Genomic DNA, 16,206 nt, shown 5'->3' with positions numbered 1-16,206 from the left:
TCAGGCTTCCGTCGCCGGCGCCCCAAGATGCGGTGCGTCTTTCTGCGCGACGTGAATCGTCCCGCCCGCCAACGTACGCAGCACCACATAGAACACAGGGGTCAGCATCAGGCCGAACAGCGTCACGCCGAGCATGCCGAAGAACACCGCGATACCCATCGCGTGACGCATCTCCGAACCCGCTCCGCTCGAAAGCACCAGCGGCACCACACCCATGATGAAAGCGATCGACGTCATCAGAATCGGACGAAGACGCATGCGGCTCGCCTCGATCGCCGCCGCCAGCGGCGTACGCCCGTCATGCTCCAGCTCCCGGGCGAACTCGACGATCAGGATCGCGTTCTTCGCCGACAGCCCCACCAGCACCATCAAGCCAATCTGCGTGAAGATGTTGTTGTCGCCACCCGTGAGCCACACACCGGTCAGCGCGGACAGCACGCTCATCGGCACGATCAGGATCACCGCGAGCGGCAGCGTCAGGCTTTCATACAAGGCGGCCAGCACGAGGAACACGAGCAGCACGCTGATCGGGAACACCCACAGACCCGCATTGCCGGCGATGATCTGCTGATACGTCAGGTCGGTCCATTCCAGCTTCACACCGTGCGGCAAGGTTTCAGCCGCCACGCGTTCGGCCGCGGCTTGCGCCTGGCCTGACGAGAAGCCCGGCGCCGGACCACCGTTGATGTCGGCAGCCGTATAGCCGTTGTAACGCACCACCATTTCCGGACCATACGTCGGCGTCACCGTCACCAGTGACGACAGCGGCACCATGTCACCGGCAGCATTGCGCGTCTTCAGTTGCAGGATGTCGTCGGCACGTTGACGGAACGGCGCATCGGCCTGCACCCGCACCTGATACACGCGGCCGAAACGGTTGAAGTCGTTCACATACAGCGAACCCAGATAGATCTGCATCGTGTTGAACACGTCCGTGACCGGCACACCGAGCTGCTTGGCCTTCACACGATCCAGGTCGACGTTCAACTGCGGCACGTTGATCTGATAGCTGGAGAAGGTCGGTCCGAGTTCAGGCGTTTGCGCCGCCCGCTTCACGAATGCTTCCGCTGCCTTGTTCAGCTCCGCGTAGCCCACCGCGCCATGGTCCTCCAACTGCATCTTGAAGCCGCCGAGCGTGCCGAGACCCAGCACCGGAGGCGGCGGGAACACCGCCACGAACGAATCCTTGATCGCGCCGTACTGCTGATTCAACGCGCCGGCAATCGCACCGGCCGAGAGCTTCTTGCTGCCACGCTCCTTGAAAGGCTTCAGCGTGACGAACACGATGCCCGCGCTCGAACTATTGGTGAAGCCGTTCACCGACAAACCGGGGAAAGCCACTGCGCTTTCCACGCCCGGCTGTTTCAGCGCGATCGCACTCATATCGCGAATCACCTTTTCCGTGCGATCCAGCGATGCACCGTTCGGCAATTGCGCGAAGGCAATCAGGTATTCCTTGTCCTGCGCGGGCACGAAACCGCCCGGCACGACGCGCGAGATCAGCACCGTTGCGCCCAGCAGGATCGCGTAGACCGCGAGCATCGCGCCCTTACGGCGCAACACGCCCTTCACGCCACGGCCATACTCCGTCGAGCCGCGATGGAACACCTTGTTAAAGCCCTTGAAGAAGCGGCCCAGCACGCGATTCATCACCCGTGTCAGGATGTCTTCCTTGGCGCCATGGCCGCGCAACAGCATCGCGGACAACGCCGGCGACAAGGTCAGCGAGTTGAATGCCGAGATCACCGTCGAGATCGCGATGGTCATCGCGAACTGCTTGTAGAACTGACCCGTCAGGCCGGTCATGAAAGCGAGCGGCACGAACACGGCAACCAGCGTCAGCGCGATAGCGATAATCGGCCCGCTCACTTCCTGCATCGCCTTATACGTGGCATCGCGCGCACTGAGCCCGCTTTCGATGTTCCGCTCGACGTTCTCCACCACCACGATCGCATCGTCCACCACGATCCCGATGGCCAGCACCATCCCGAACAATGACAACGCATTGATCGAGAAGCCGAATGCAAGCAGCAGCGAGAACGTACCGACAATCGACACCGGCACCGCAATCAGCGGAATGATCGACGCACGCCACGTTTGCAGGAACACGATCACCACGATCACCACCAGCGCGATCGCTTCGAGCAGCGTGTGGATCACGGCCTCGATACTCGAGCGCACGAACTGCGTCGGGTCATAGACGATCTTGTATTCGACGCCCGCCGGCATGTCTTCCGCCAGCTCTTTCATCGCCGAGCGAACCTGATCGGAAATCGCCAGCGAGTTCGCACCCGGTGCCTGATTGATCGCGAGCGCAACCGCCGGCTTGTTATCCAGCAGCGAACGCAGGCCGTACTCCGATGCCGCCAGTTCGACACGTGCGATATCGCGCAGATACGTCACGCCGCCATCCGGCGCGGTTTTGACGATGATGTCGCCGAATTCGCCCTCAGTCCTCAAACGGCCACGCGCGTTCACCGACAACTGTAATTGCGTGCCCGGCACCGAAGGCGATGCGCCGATCACACCGGCTGCCACCTGAATGTTCTGCTCACGGATCGCGTTGACCACTTCGGTCGCCGTCAAACCGCGCTGTGCGACCTTCTGCGGATCGAGCCAGACGCGCATCGCGTAGTCGCCCGAACCCCACAACTGCACTTCGCCGACGCCCTGAATCCGCGCCAACCGGTCCTTGACGTTGAGCAGCGCGTAGTTGCGCAGATACGTCATGTCGTAGCGATTGTTCGGCGAGATCAGGTGGACCACCATCGTCAGCGTGGGCGAACTCTTGATGGTCGTGATGCCCAGGCGCTGCACATCTTCCGGCAGGCGCGGCAGCGCCTGATTGACGCGGTTCTGCACCAGTTGCGTCGCAAGGTCCGGATTGGTGCCGAGCTTGAAGGTCACCGTCAGCGTGAGATTGCCGTCGCTATTGGCTTGCGACTGCATGTACAGCATGTTCTCGACGCCGTTGATCTGCTCTTCGAGCGGCGCGGCGACCGCCTCGGCGATCACCTTCGGGTTCGCGCCAGGATACTGCGCGTGCACCACCACTGAAGGCGGCACGACTTCCGGGTACTCCGAAATCGGCAGCTTGAAGAGCGAAATAATGCCCCCCAGCAGGATCAATACCGATAGCACGCCGGCAAAGATCGGTCGATCGATGAAGAATTTGGATATGTTCATGGGAAGCTCTTAACGTTGGAGCATGCGCCCGCTATGACCAGACAATGGGTAGATACAACTGGCCAGGCGCGGCGCACGAGGCTCACGAATTCTTGTCCGCGGTTTTCGCTTTCGTCTGCGCAAGCGGTACGCTGTTCGGATCCTGATCGGCGGTCATCGGCACCATATGAGCGCGCACCGCATCGCCCGGACGCACACGCTGGATACCATTCACGACGATCCGGTCGGTCGGCTGCAAGCCACCCTTGACCACGCGCAGGTTGCCTTGCATGCTGCCCACCGAGATCTCGCGATACACCACGTGATTGCCCTGATCGACCACCAGCACGAACTTCTTGTCCTGATCGGTGCCCACTGCGGCGTCGTCGATCAGCAGGGCCGGGTGCGGCTCGCTGCCGCCGACCTTCACGCGCGCATACAGGCCCGGGATCAATGCGCCATCCTGGTTATCGAAACGCGCGCGCACGCGGATCGTGCCGGACGACGTGTCCAGCCGGTTGTCGACGGATTCGATCGTGCCGCTGCGCGAGTAGCCGCTTTCATCCGCCAGACCCAGGTCCACCGGCACCTTGCGGCCGTCTTTCGCGCGGCTCAGGTATTGCAGGTAGGTTTGTTCGTCGACATCGAACGATGCGTAGATCGGCGAAACCGACACCAGCGTGGTGAGCGGCGCCGAGCTTGCGCCCGCCGCCACCACATTGCCCACCGTGATTTCCGCGCGCGACACACGGCCTGCCACAGGCGCAACGATCTTCGTGTAGCCGAAATTGATACGCGCGGTTTCGACCGCGGCCTGCGCGGCCTTCAGGTTGGCGCTCGCTTCGCGCGCGGCGTTCTGCTTCTCGTCGTAATCACGCTTGGCGATCGCGTTGTCGGCAATCAGGCGTTGCGCGCGTTCCCAATCGCTTTGCGTGTAGCCCGTGCGCGCTTGCGCCGCCGCGAGCTGGGCTTCGGCGCGATCCACTTCAGCGGCGTACGGACGCGGATCGATCACGAACAGCGTATCGCCCTTCTTCACCAGCGCACCGTCCTTGAAGTTGACAGACACGATCGTGCCCGGCACTTGCGAACGGACATCCACTTTTTCGACCGCTTCGAGGCGGCCCGAATAGCTTTGCCAGTCGGTGATGGTCTTTTGCACCACGGTGGCAACGTCAACCTCCGGCACGATGGTCGGCGCGGCGGGCGAGCTCGCGTCGACGCGAATCGCGCCGAACGTGCCCAGCCCGGCCACCACGACGACGGCTAGCGCGGCAATCGCCACACGGCGACGGGAAAGAGGAAGGATAGTCATGAGAAGCTCCCGGTATCGTTGATTAAAGTTCTACTTATTTCTGTTTCAGCGATGGGCGCGCGCATCGAAGCGCCACTGAAAAAATCTCACCGCCTCCTGCAATGCGGGCGGATGGTCGGCCAACGCGGCGTGCGAGATGCTGGGATAGCGGACCACCTGGGTCAGCACACCGGCGTCGATCAGACTGCTCGCGTATTTCTCCGCCTCCACATGCAGCACATCGTTTTGCGCCGTCGCGATCAGCGTGGCCGGCAGGCCCGCGAGACGCGACGACTCGAGCGGCGCGGCATACGGATGCATGCGTTGCGACGCTTGCGGCAGATACGCGCGATAACACGCCGCGCATTCCTTCGCGGTGATGTCCGAGCCGAGCCGCTTCTCGTCGCCGAGGCGCGTGAGGCTCGGATCCAGCATCGGTCCGAACAGCGCCTGCGCGACGATGCGCACATCACCGCGATCGCGTGCGATGAAAGCAAGGCAGTTGGCCAACTGCCCGCCGGCATCGTGGCCCGCCACGCCGACCTTCTTGCTGTTGCCACCAAACGCGCGCGCTCGTGTCTGCACCCACAGCGCCGCGCGATGGGCGTCTTCAGGCGCCGCCGGAAACGGAAACTGGGGCGCCAGCGAGTAACCGACCGAGACGACCAGGGCCGGTAAGTGTTCTGCGAAATAACGCGCGGCGTAGTCGGCCTGATCGATCGAGCCCTTGGTAAAACCGCCGCCGTGAAAATAAAGCAGCACTGGCAGTGCGGTTTTCTGTGTCTGCCGGTACAAACGCAACGTAATGTCCTGGGCGTGCCCTTCGATCTGCACGTCAGTGATCTCAAGTGCCGAACTGTCTGCCTGTGCCGGGCCGCTGCCGGCGGGCACGAAAGAGTACGGCGGTTTAAATGCATCCATGTCGAGCCGCGCAATGCGCATAGAACTTCAATGGTGCGAATTGTGGGTTCGGCAGACTCGTAAATAAATGCCTATAATCCGGCAACACAATTCGGCGTCCCTGAACAATCGAATGCGAATGCTCTGCGGATTCGATTCCTGCTCGGTGCGCCCGCCCCTTTCTGGAGGTTTGCAATGGACCGGCTTCAGGCCATGCAAGTGTTCACGCGCGTCGTCGACACCAACAGCTTTACCCGTGCGGCGGAAACGCTCGACCTGCCGCGCGCATCGGTTACCACCATCATTCAGAATCTCGAAGCGTTCCTCGGTACGCGTCTGATGCACCGGACCACGCGGCGTTTGTCGCTGACGCCGGACGGCGCTGCGTACTACGAACGCTGCGTGCGCATTCTTGCGGACGTCGAAGAGACCGAGGCCAGCTTCCAGAGCGGCAACAAGAAGCCGCACGGCAAGTTGCGCATCGACATGCCGGGATCGATCGGGCGTTTGCTGGTGATCCCTTCGCTCTGTGAATTCCACACGCGCTATCCCGACATCGACCTGCAGCTCGGATTGACGGACCGGCCCGTCGATCTGTTGCAGGAAGGCGTGGATTGCGTGGTACGTGTGGGTGCGCTACAGGATTCGTCGCTGGTGGCGCGGCGTATCGGTTTGTTCGAGGGCGTGACATGCGCGGCCCCCGACTACATCGAACGCGCGGGCATGCCGGCGTCGCTCGAGGACCTCGATAATCACAAAGCAGTCAATTATTTTTCGAGCCGCACGGGGCGCACGATCGATTGGGCCTTCATGGTTGATGGCAAAGAAATCGAAGTAAAAATGAAGGGCATTGTGTCGGTGAATGACGCCGATGCCTACGTAACTTGCGGGCTGGAAGGGTTCGGCCTGATTCAGCCGGCGCTCTTCATGGTGCTGCCGCATCTGCGTTCGGGCCAGCTGGTTGAAGTGTTGCCGGAGCTGAAGCCTTTACCGATGCCGATTTCCGCAGTCTATCCGCACAGTCGGCATCTGTCGCCTAAAGTCCGTGTTTTCGTAGACTGGATTGCCGAGCTGTTCGATCGCTGCCCGTTGCTGAGCGGACGCGGCAGTCTCGACGCGATGTGCACGAAGCGTACTTTCGAAGAACGTGAATCTGCTCCGACGCTCGATACACCGGTGATAACGGAGTGGGTTGCCTGATTCGCGCGAGCCGAGGTACAGAATCGAGGTACAGAATCTGAAACAGTGAATTCCAATCGCGGCTCTAATGCCGCGATTGCCCCGCAGTACCGGGTGACATGCATGTCACCGCGATTGTTCTGGAATCGCGACAATTCATTTCGCGAAAGTGCGATTTATCCGCACTGTGTCGACGTCTACATTTCACCCTGTCGCAGCGCTGCTCGTGCTGCAAACAAATCGACAGGAGTGAATCATGCAACGCAATCTCTTAGCAGGTCTGGTTATTTCGCTGCTTGCCAGCGCGCCGGTGTTCGCACAAGGCAATGCTGGTGGTGGGGGTATTGGCCATGCGGGCACATATGAAACGCAAGCTGTTGCGAGCACAGGTGGTAAAACGCGTGCTGAAGTTCAGGCCGAACTGGTTGCGGCGTATCGGGATGGGTCGCTGCCCGCGCTGAATCGTACTTCGTACCCGAATAAAGGCTTGATTGGTCAAACGCAGGCTGCGCGGATTGCATTGCAAGAAGGTAGAAGTGGCGATGTGACGCGGGTTGCTGATGGGCAGTAAGCTTGGTTCGCTACCGCGATGATTTGGATTCCATAAGGATTTTTTTATTGCGGTGGGTTCTGGTCTTTTATTCTTTGCAAAGGAGCATGTCATGACACCGTCTGAACTCGATCATTGGGATTTGGATGCGGCTGTTTGGATGCCTTATCGGGCGCCGCAACGGTAGAGGTTTTTTGGTTTTTTTTGCCTGCGTGGCGCTTGTCTGTGTGCTTGTGGTTTTGGCCTTTCCTTGTTTTCTTATCGGTCTATTAGCGTTCCCCCTGTGCGGGGGGCACCTACTTTTCTTTGCCTGCCGCAAAGAAAAGTAGGCAAAAGAAAGCGGCTCAAACCGCTAATTCTTAAGTGGGTCCCCTGGCTCGGAGGGGGCAGTGGTGCATCTGGAATCGGTGTTCTCGCACATTCCACGTTAGTGACAAAGCACTCATTCGCTCCCACTCCGCACTGCGTGCGTCGCGGACGGGTCTGCCAGGGAAACCGCAGTGATCGGTTTTGTGAAGTGCGCGTCGGCGCGCGCAGCGCCGCCGGAAGTATGACTGCCTTGTCACCGGGGCTGAATGCGCGAGGGCACGGATTCCAGATGCACCACTACCGTGGCTGTGCGGGGGACCCGCTTAAGAGTTGGCGGTTTGAGCCGCTTTCTTTTGCCTACTTTTCTTTGCGGCAGGCAAAGAAAAGTAGGTGCCCCCCCGCACAGGGGGAACGCTAATAAACCACTAAAAAAACAAGGAAAGGCCAAAACCACAAGCACACAGACAAGCGCCACGCAGGCAAAAAACCTACCTCTTAGGCACCCCGTCCCGCCACTCCCCCCAATGACTAACAATATCCTGCACAAGCGGATTCCCCGACCTGTACAGGTTCTCAATAGCAATCGTAAAGCCCCCTTGCGCAGCATAGTTAAGCAGATTATCGGCACTAGTCTGCCCATCATATGGCCGATCAAAATCCGACCCGGCCCGCAACACCGCAACGCGGTTCAAATCCACCTTATGCACAGAGGCCGCGCGCTTAAGCGCCTCATACGTCGCGTTATCCTCCTGCTGCGTCGTGCAATAAACCCCATTGCCATCGGTCAGAATCTTCGTCCAATCCCGCGCCCGCTGCCCAAGCAGCGTCCCTGACCACCACGTGTCTCCCGCCAACGTATCGCATTGAATAACGGTAGGCGGCCGGTTCGCCGGCGCATAAGAATACTTGGCACGCGCAGCCTGCGCCTGAGCACTGTCAGATAGCACCACACTCCGCGACAAAGCAAACGCTGTATCGGCCAGTTGCGTATTCAACTGAAACACCTCCGTCCGATAGTCCAGTGGCGGCTTAGCCGCAGGACTCGTGGTGTTGATCCCAAGGTACCCGGTATTCCAACCCGGCGGAATCTCCCGCCCATCGATCTCCCACTGAATCCCGAAATCCACCAGGTACTTCGCCCACGCGGCAGACCCGACCGTGCCCTGTTGCGGATCGATCCCGGCAATCCCCGCCACCATAAAGTAGGTATGCCGCAAATCGAAGCGCGGCGAGAAGGTCAACGCCATGATCGACGCGGCAGCGTTGCTATGCCCCATGCCGGTGGTCATGACACACACGTCCTGATTATTGCAATGTACCGTCGGGTAATCGGGCGACAGGCCGTCAACCGTAATCTCGCGCCACGGCCCAAGCCGGTCCAGCCACACCTGGCCCTCTGGTCCGAACATCGAAATGATCATCACCTTGACCGGCCGCCCGTGCGAGCCGCCGTCGCCTTGCGAATAACCGGCGCTGTCGTCAGCGCTGGCCACGCCGGATGTGAAAGCGGCGCAAGCCGCCAGTGTCATTGCGCAGAATGCGCCAAGTGTGCGAGTCAGCATCGGTGGTCCTTCCTTTTTTCTTTTGATGCAGATTGGGAGAGGGGCTGCCTTCAGGCCGAAAGAAGTATAGATGCGAAGAAATTATTTTCCACTACGCGTTGCGGCATTTCATGCGCCGCGGTTGAACACCGGCATATTCCGCGCGCCTGGCCGGCCCGTCGCCCTCTCAGCACGTCAACGCTGCCCTTCCTATAATGGAGGCCTCCCTGCACGCACCGCCTTTGCGCGCCTCACCCCTGGAGCACCACGATGGACTATGTGAAACTCGGCCGCACCGGCCTCGATGTATCGCGTCTTTGTCTCGGCTGCATGAGCTATGGCGTGCCCGCTCGCGGCACCCACCCCTGGTCGCTCGACGATGAAGCGGCACGCCCCTTTATCAAGCAGGCACTCGACCATGGCATCAATTTCTTCGATACCGCCAACGTTTACTCGGACGGCACCAGCGAAGAAATCGTCGGCCGCGCGCTGAAGGACTTTGCGAAGCGCGACGAGATCGTGCTGGCCACCAAGGTGAATAGCCGCATGCATCCCGGCCCGAACGGCGCAGGCCTGTCGCGCAAGGCAATAATGGCCGAAATCGACAACAGCCTGCGGCGTCTCGGTACGGATTACGTGGATCTGTATCAGATCCACCGCTGGGACGACAGTACGCCGATCGAAGAAACCATGGAAGCACTGCACGACGTCGTGAAAGCAGGCAAGGCACGCTATATCGGCGCGTCGTCGATGTATGCGTGGCAGTTCGCCAAGGCGTTGCACGTCGCCGAACGTAATGGCTGGACGCGTTTCGTGACCATGCAGAACTACGTGAACCTGCTATACCGCGAGGAGGAACGCGAGATGCTGCCGCTGTGCGAAAGCGAAGGCATCGGCGTGATTCCATGGAGCCCGCTGGCACGCGGACGTCTGACGCGCGACTGGAACACCGAAAGCGCACGCTCCGAGACTGACGCATTCGGTCGCACGCTATACGCCCACACCGAAGACGCGGATCGGCGGATCGTCGAACGCGTCAGCGCGATTGCCAGCGAACGCGGGGTGCCGCGGGCACAAGTGGCGCTCGCGTGGGTGTTGCAGAAGAAGCCGATCACCGCGCCCATCGTCGGTGCGACCAGGCTGCATCACCTGGACGATGCGGTCGCGGCACTATCGTTGAATCTGGGCGCGGACGAAATCCGTCAACTGGAAGAACTGTACGTACCGCATGCGGTGACCGGTTTCCAATAAGCGGCTAAGGAACCGGGCGTGCTCCACCCGCAAGACAACGCATCAAACCCGCGGCACGTCCGGTTCAAAAAACACCCAGCGCACTTGCGGAAACGCCGCCTGCAGGTCCGCTTCGATCACATTGATCGCATCGACCATCGCGCGGCCGCTCGCATAGTCGATCATTTCCGCCTGCACCGCCACCACCACGTGGCGGCCCCATTGCAGCGTGATCATGTTCATGATGCTGCGAATCTCGGAGCGGGCGCGCAGATGCGCCTCGATCGCGCGGCGCACTTCCGGGCTCGCCGATTCGCCAACGATCATCGACTTCACTTCACGCGCCACCAGCCACGCAATGACCATCAGCAACACACCCACGCCGATGGAGCCCAACGCGTCATAGACCGGATTCCCGGTCACCATGGTCAGCAGCACGGCGACGAAGGCCATCGCAAGCCCCGCTAACGCGGCAATGTCCTCGCCGGCCACCACCAGCAGTTCAGACTCGCGCGTTTCCCGAAACCAGCGCCACATGCTTTTGTCGGGATGCGTCTTGCGGATTTCCTTGACCGCGCCCCACAACGAGAGGGCCTCGAGCACGACCGAGACGCCGAGTACGACGAGCGCCACATACGCGTACTGCAAAGGTTCCCGCACAAACAGACGATGCACGCCCTCGTACACCGAAAACGCGCCGCCCACAAAGAACAGCAGCAACGCCACCAGCAGCGAGTAAAAATTAATCTCGCGGCCGCCGCCCATTGGATGCAACGGGCTCGCGGGCTTGCGCGCCTGGCGCAAGCCGAATAGCAGCAGCAACTGGTTGCCGCAATCGGCGGTGGAGTGAATGGCTTCGGCGAACATCGAACCGGAACCGGTGAAGGCGGCAGCAGCGAACTTGCAAATGGCGATGCCGAGGTTGGCGGCAAGCGCATAGAAAATGGCTTTCGGCGATTCTTCTTTCATCGTCGTGGCGGGGGTCCGTGAGTTTGCAGAGCGCTTTCAGTTGGCAAGAGTGCGTATTATGGACACGCCAGGTGGCATGCGTCCAACCCCGGCGCCACTCTACGTCGTCTTACGCCGGGTTTCGTCACGCATTCAGCGCATCGGCTCCTGCTCGCCCTTCGTCGCCCTTCGTCGCGCTATGCCCTTTCGAGCGCAGCCATCTCCCGCACGATCACCAGCAGCATCGACAAGCTCGCGCCGCCCGTAGCCCGCAAATCGGCAAGCAGGCGCGCGTAACGCTCGAGTTGCGCGGCGCGCTTCTCGCGCCATGCCTGAACCAGACCCTCCGGCGTGGAGGCGTCGTCGGCGTCGGCCAGCGCGCTCGTGGTCAGCGCGCGCTTCAGGCGGGCGAGTTCCGCCAGCGCGGTGGCGCGCGCCAGCATGTCCCAGTGCGTGGGTGCGGGCAGCGCGGTCGCGCGCTCGCTGATCCAGCCGTAGTTCAGCAGCGTACCGAGCGCGAAGTAGACGCCTGCCACGAGCTCGATCGTGCGGCCGCAAGTCGACGACACCTCGGCGATGTCGAGCAAAGCCGCCGAGATCTCGCCGCTGGCGATTCGCACCGCCAGTTCGCTGTCGACACCGGCGTCCGCGAGCACACGTTGCCGCTCGGACAACGCTTCGAGATCCGCGCCCGGCAGCAGCGCGGGCCATTGCGGCGCGAGGCGCTGCGCCGCATCGCGGCAGCGTGCGAGCAAGCCGGCGACATCGCCGTCGCTAACGCCCCCCGCTTGCAACTGCCGCAGAAACCACAGCGCCGAGCGTTCGACGAGCCGCGCCACCTCGACGAACATGCGTGCCTGCACGTCGTCGGCAACACGGTTGTCCAACGCGTCGATGCTGCGCCACACGTCGTCGAGATCGAACACGTCGCGCGCCATGATGCAGGCCCGCACAATGTCGCCAGGTTTCGCATCGGTCTCTTCCATCAGGCGATGCACGAACTCGCAGCCCACGCGATTCACCAGCGCATTGGTCAGATGCGTGGCGAGGATTTCGCGCCGCAACGGGTGACGTTGCATGGGTTCGCTAAAGCGCTGCCGCAACGGCTTCGGAAAGTACTCGATCAGCATGTCGCTGACAAGCGGGTCTTCCGGCATCGACGAGTCGAGCAACGCGTCGTACAGCCACATCTTGCTATAGGCAAGCAGCACCGAGCGCTCGGGTGTGGTCAGCCCTTGTTTCGCGGCCAGGCGTTCAGCGACTTCTTCGTCGGTCGGCAAGAATTCGATCACGCGATTGAGACGACCCGCGCGTTCGAGGTAGCGCATCAGGCGCACTTCGGCATCGAGCAATTCGACGCCGTAGCGGCCCGCGATCGAGAGCGCCTGGGTCTGGTAGTAGTTGTCCTGCAAGACCAGCAGGCCCACTTCGTCGGTCATCTCCGCGAGCAGTGCATTGCGCTGCTTCTCGGTCATTTCGCCGTCGGAGACGACCAGACCCAGCAGAATCTTGATGTTGACCTCGTGGTCCGAACAGTCGACGCCGGCGGAGTTGTCGATCGCATCGGTGTTGATGCGGCCGCCGCGCTGCGCGAACTCGATACGCCCCAGTTGCGTGAGGCCGAGATTGCCGCCCTCCGCGACCACCTTGCAGTGCAGATCGGCGCCGTTGACGCGGATCGCATCATTGGCGCGGTCGCCGACCTGCAGATGCGTTTCACGGGTCGCTTTCACGTAGGTGCCGATGCCGCCGTTGTAGAGCAGATCGACCGGCGCCTGCAAAATCGCACGCATCAATTCCGCGGGCGCGAGCGCCGGCGCGCTGATGCCGAGCACCGACTGCACCGCTGGCGACAACGGAATCGTCTTGGCCGTGCGTGGAAACACCCCGCCGCCCGCCGAGATCAACGACGGATCGTAGTCGGCCCAACTCGAGCGATCCAGACCGAACAGGCGCCCACGTTCGGCAAGGCTTACCGCTGGATCGGGGTTCGGATCGAGAAAGATATGCCGGTGATCGAATGCGGCCACCAGTTTGATATGCGGCGACAGCAGCATGCCATTGCCGAACACGTCGCCCGACATATCGCCGACGCCAACCACGGTGAAATCCGTCGCCTGCGTATCGACGCCCATTTCCCGGAAGTGCCGCTTGACCGACTCCCACGCGCCGCGCGCTGTGATCGCCATTTTCTTGTGGTCATAACCGACGGAGCCGCCCGACGCAAAGGCGTCGTCGAGCCAGAAACCGTATTCCTGGGAGATCGCGTTCGCGTAGTCGGAGAAGGTGGCGGTACCCTTGTCGGCGGCGACCACCAGATACGGATCGTCGGGGTCATGGCGCACCACGTCGGGCGGCGGCACCACCGTCGTCCCCGCGAGGTTGTCGGTCAAATCGAGCAGGCCGCGCAGGAATGTCTGATAGCAGGCGATGCCTTCGCGCATCCACGCATCACGCTCCGTCTGCGGCGGCGGATTCTTCACGACGAAGCCGCCTTTGGAGCCGACCGGCACGATCACCACATTCTTCACCATCTGCGCCTTCATCAAGCCGAGCACTTCCGTGCGGAAGTCCTCGCGCCGATCCGACCAGCGCAGCCCGCCGCGCGCCACACGGCCGCCGCGCAAATGCACGCCTTCCACTCGCGGCGAGTACACCCAGATTTCGAACATCGGTTTCGGTTCAGGCAAACCGGGGACATGCGCGGGATCGAATTTGAACGACAGATACGGCTTGGGCTGGCCTTGAGCGTCGAAGCGATAGTAGTTCGTGCGCTGCGTGGCCTTGATGACGCCGAGGAATTGCCGCAATATCCGGTCCTCGTCGAGATTCGGCACCTGATCGAGCGCGCTGTCGATCTTCTTCAACAATCCATCGACACGTGCCTCGCGCGTCACGCCCTGGGCCGGGTCGAAGCGCGCAATGAACAACTCCACCAGCATGCGGGCAATCTCCGGATTGCCGGTCACCGCGCGTTCGATATACGCGTCGCTGAATGTCGAACCCACCTGCCGCAAGTACTTGGCATAAGCACGCAGAATCGTCACCTCGCGCGCATTCAGTTGCGCGCGCAACACGAGGCGGTTGAAGTCGTCGCTTTCGATTCCGCCGGTCCACACCTGTTCGAACGCGTCTTCGAAAAGATTCTTCACCCGTTCGATATCGAACTCCGCATCGTCCGCGAGTTCGAGCCCGAAGTCGTGAATCCACGCAGGCGTGGCGTCGAGCGATTCGATCAGATAAGGCCGCTCCTCGTCGACACGCACGCCCAGATGTTCGAGCATCGGCAAGCTGCGCGACAACGCAATCGGCAATCCCGCACGATAAACCTTGAAACGAAACGCGCGCGGCCCGGCTTCGATCGGGCGGTACAGGTTCATGGCAAGTCGTTCGCTGCCCTGCACACGCTCGATCAGCTCGATATCGCGCACCGCGGTACGCGCCGGATAGTCGTCGCGATAACCGGGAGGAAACGAATCCGCATAGTGTTGCAGGAGACGGTTGCCCTGCTCTTCGCCGAATGCGTCGAGCAATGCGTCGGCGAGATCGTCCTGCCAGCGGCGCGTGACCTGCACGAGCCGCGCTTCGAGCTCACGCGTATCCACATGGGGCATGCCGCCCGGCTTCGCATGCACGACGAAATGAATCCGCGCGAGGGTCGACTCCGATAACAGCGGTGTGAATTCGACGCTTTCGCCGTTGAATGCATCGACTAGCAGGTTGGCAATGCGCTGCCGCAGATCGGTGTTGTACTTGTCGCGCGGCACGAACACCAGACACGATACGAAGCGATCGAAACGGTCGCGCCGCACGAACAGGCGCGTGCGCTGATGCTCCTGCAAACGCAGCACACCCAGCGCGATGTCGTAGAGCTGGTCTTCGTCGGCCTGAAAGAGTTCGTCGCGCGGGTAAGTTTCGAGCACCGTCACCAGCGATTTAGCCAGGTGGCCCTTTGGCAGGAAACCGGCCCGCCGCACGATGTTCGCGCATTTGCGCCGCACAATCGGAATTTCCGAGGCCGAAACCAGGTAGGCGGTCGAGGTATACAGACCGATAAAACGCCGCTCCCCGATTACCTTGCCGTCCGCTCCCGCCAGCTTGATGCCGACGTAATCCAGATAGCCCGGACGATGCACCGTCGCGCGCGAGTTGGCCTTGGTCAGGAAAATGGGCGACGAGCCGGAGATGATCTCGGCGGCCGCCGGCGGTAACGGCGTGATTTCGGCGGCGCCCGCGGGACGCAACGCGTCACGCAGAATGCCGAGGCCGGAGCCGGGCATCGCACGCAAGCCAAAGCCGCCGTCGTTCTGCACCAGCTCGTAGTCGCGCTGGCCAAGAAACGTGAAATGATCGGCCACCATCCATTCGAGAAACGCGCGAGCCTCGACACCTTCGGGCCCCGCCTCGCCGGCTTTCATGCCTTTGACGGTGACGCGCGCGAGTTCGACGATCTTCGGCCAGTCTTCCACCGCGGCGCGCACGTCGCGCAGCACCCGGGCGATTTCGTCACGCAATGCGTCGAGCTTCGCTGCGTCGCCGCAACGGTCGACTTCGAAGTGAATGAACGAGGCGAGCTGCGAGCGCGTATCGGTGGCATCTTCAGCACCCTGACTCACTCGCACAATACTGCCATCCGCACCGCGCCAGATGCGAAACACCGGATGCACGACCGAATGCAGCGCGAGCCCGAGGCGGTTGACCGCCATCGATACCGAATCGACCAGAAACGGCATGTCGTCGTTGACGATTTCGATCACCGTGTGATCGGAATGCCAGCCGTGCTGTTCGAGTATCGGGTTATAGACACGGAGCCGTTCGCTGCCCGGCACGAAACGCTGCGCGGTTTGCCAGTGTGCAAGCGCCGCGCCGTAAAGATCGGCGATCGCGCGGCTCTGCAGATCGTCGGCGTCGACGAAATCATAGTAGTGCCGCAGGAAAGGCTCGACGACTTTGAAGGTCGGCTCCGGCAAGCGCCCACGCGCAAATTCGAAGACATCGTTCAGCAGGTGCGTGACGGCTTCTTCATTCTTTGCTTGCATGATCAACTCCCCTGGCGGGCGGCAATAGCGAGTATCGCTCGATTCGCATGC

The 16,206-nt window shown here is 61.5% G+C and carries 9 protein-coding genes; 3 read left to right on the top strand and 6 right to left on the bottom strand.

Annotation, left to right across the window (positions count from 1 at the left end):
- The 3 genes from PQR67_RS15290 to PQR67_RS15280 all read right to left on the bottom strand — a co-directional run bounded on the left by PQR67_RS15290 (position 1) and on the right by PQR67_RS15280 (position 5,380).
- Positions 1-3,186: an efflux RND transporter permease subunit gene (locus PQR67_RS15290; RefSeq protein WP_408460476.1), complete on the bottom strand. Its 3,186-nt coding sequence runs from the start codon at positions 3,184-3,186 to the stop codon at positions 1-3.
- A gap of 82 nt (positions 3,187-3,268) precedes the next feature.
- The gene (locus tag PQR67_RS15285; protein WP_408460473.1) at positions 3,269-4,480 is read right to left on the bottom strand and encodes an efflux RND transporter periplasmic adaptor subunit; all 1,212 of its coding nucleotides are present in this window, start codon (positions 4,478-4,480) and stop codon (positions 3,269-3,271) included.
- Between the two features lie 45 nt (positions 4,481-4,525).
- Positions 4,526-5,380, bottom strand: a complete 855-nt coding sequence (locus PQR67_RS15280; protein ID WP_408460470.1) for an alpha/beta hydrolase — start codon at positions 5,378-5,380, stop codon at positions 4,526-4,528.
- Between the two features lie 174 nt (positions 5,381-5,554).
- On the opposite strand from PQR67_RS15280, the gene PQR67_RS15275 reads away from it, so the two are divergent.
- Together PQR67_RS15275 and PQR67_RS15270 are read left to right on the top strand one after the other, a co-directional pair.
- Entirely contained in the window at positions 5,555-6,559 is a 1,005-nt protein-coding gene (locus PQR67_RS15275; protein WP_408460467.1) for a LysR family transcriptional regulator, read from the top strand.
- 235 nt (positions 6,560-6,794) lie between these two features.
- Complete coding sequence (locus PQR67_RS15270; protein ID WP_408460464.1) at positions 6,795-7,109, top strand: DUF4148 domain-containing protein; 315 nt, start codon at positions 6,795-6,797, stop codon at positions 7,107-7,109.
- A 776-nt stretch (positions 7,110-7,885) separates the two neighbouring features.
- Here PQR67_RS15270 and PQR67_RS15265 read toward each other — a convergent pair.
- On the bottom strand, positions 7,886-8,959 hold the full coding sequence (locus PQR67_RS15265) for a purine-nucleoside phosphorylase (protein ID WP_408460461.1): 1,074 nt from the start codon (positions 8,957-8,959) through the stop codon (positions 7,886-7,888).
- A gap of 249 nt (positions 8,960-9,208) precedes the next feature.
- On the opposite strand from PQR67_RS15265, the gene PQR67_RS15260 reads away from it, so the two are divergent.
- Positions 9,209-10,189 carry an aldo/keto reductase gene (locus tag PQR67_RS15260; protein WP_408460459.1) on the top strand — a complete coding sequence of 327 codons (981 nt, stop codon included), beginning with the start codon at positions 9,209-9,211 and terminating at the stop codon, positions 10,187-10,189.
- 42 nt (positions 10,190-10,231) lie between these two features.
- Here the strand turns inward: PQR67_RS15260 and PQR67_RS15255 are convergent, their stop codons facing one another.
- Both PQR67_RS15255 and PQR67_RS15250 read right to left on the bottom strand, forming a co-directional pair.
- Positions 10,232-11,137 carry a cation diffusion facilitator family transporter gene (locus tag PQR67_RS15255; protein WP_408460456.1) on the bottom strand — a complete coding sequence of 302 codons (906 nt, stop codon included), beginning with the start codon at positions 11,135-11,137 and terminating at the stop codon, positions 10,232-10,234.
- A gap of 176 nt (positions 11,138-11,313) precedes the next feature.
- The gene (locus PQR67_RS15250) at positions 11,314-16,155 is read right to left on the bottom strand and encodes an NAD-glutamate dehydrogenase (RefSeq protein ID WP_408460454.1); all 4,842 of its coding nucleotides are present in this window, start codon (positions 16,153-16,155) and stop codon (positions 11,314-11,316) included.
- Between the last annotated feature and the right edge of the window lie 51 nt (positions 16,156-16,206).

Origin of the sequence: Paraburkholderia fungorum, assembly GCF_046026025.1 — a bacterium.
Taxonomy (GTDB): Bacteria; Pseudomonadota; Gammaproteobacteria; order Burkholderiales; family Burkholderiaceae; genus Paraburkholderia; species Paraburkholderia fungorum_E.
The sequence above is the reverse complement of the archived record's forward strand: the minus strand, read 5'-3'. Positions and strand labels throughout refer to the sequence as shown.

Bases quoted from the DNA above. Each gene is read 5' to 3' on its own strand.
- PQR67_RS15255 (WP_408460456.1), bottom strand. From the start codon at position 11,137: ATGAAAGAAGAATCGCCGAAAGCCATTTTCTATGCGCTTGCCGCCAAC.
- PQR67_RS15290 (WP_408460476.1), bottom strand. From the start codon at position 3,186: ATGAACATATCCAAATTCTTCATCGATCGACCGATCTTTGCCGGCGTG.
- PQR67_RS15280 (WP_408460470.1), bottom strand. From the start codon at position 5,380: ATGGATGCATTTAAACCGCCGTACTCTTTCGTGCCCGCCGGCAGCGGC.
- PQR67_RS15250 (WP_408460454.1), bottom strand. From the start codon at position 16,155: ATGCAAGCAAAGAATGAAGAAGCCGTCACGCACCTGCTGAACGATGTC.
- PQR67_RS15270 (WP_408460464.1), top strand. From the start codon at position 6,795: ATGCAACGCAATCTCTTAGCAGGTCTGGTTATTTCGCTGCTTGCCAGC.
- PQR67_RS15260 (WP_408460459.1), top strand. From the start codon at position 9,209: ATGGACTATGTGAAACTCGGCCGCACCGGCCTCGATGTATCGCGTCTT.
- PQR67_RS15285 (WP_408460473.1), bottom strand. From the start codon at position 4,480: ATGACTATCCTTCCTCTTTCCCGTCGCCGTGTGGCGATTGCCGCGCTA.
- PQR67_RS15275 (WP_408460467.1), top strand. From the start codon at position 5,555: ATGGACCGGCTTCAGGCCATGCAAGTGTTCACGCGCGTCGTCGACACC.
- PQR67_RS15265 (WP_408460461.1), bottom strand. From the start codon at position 8,959: ATGCTGACTCGCACACTTGGCGCATTCTGCGCAATGACACTGGCGGCT.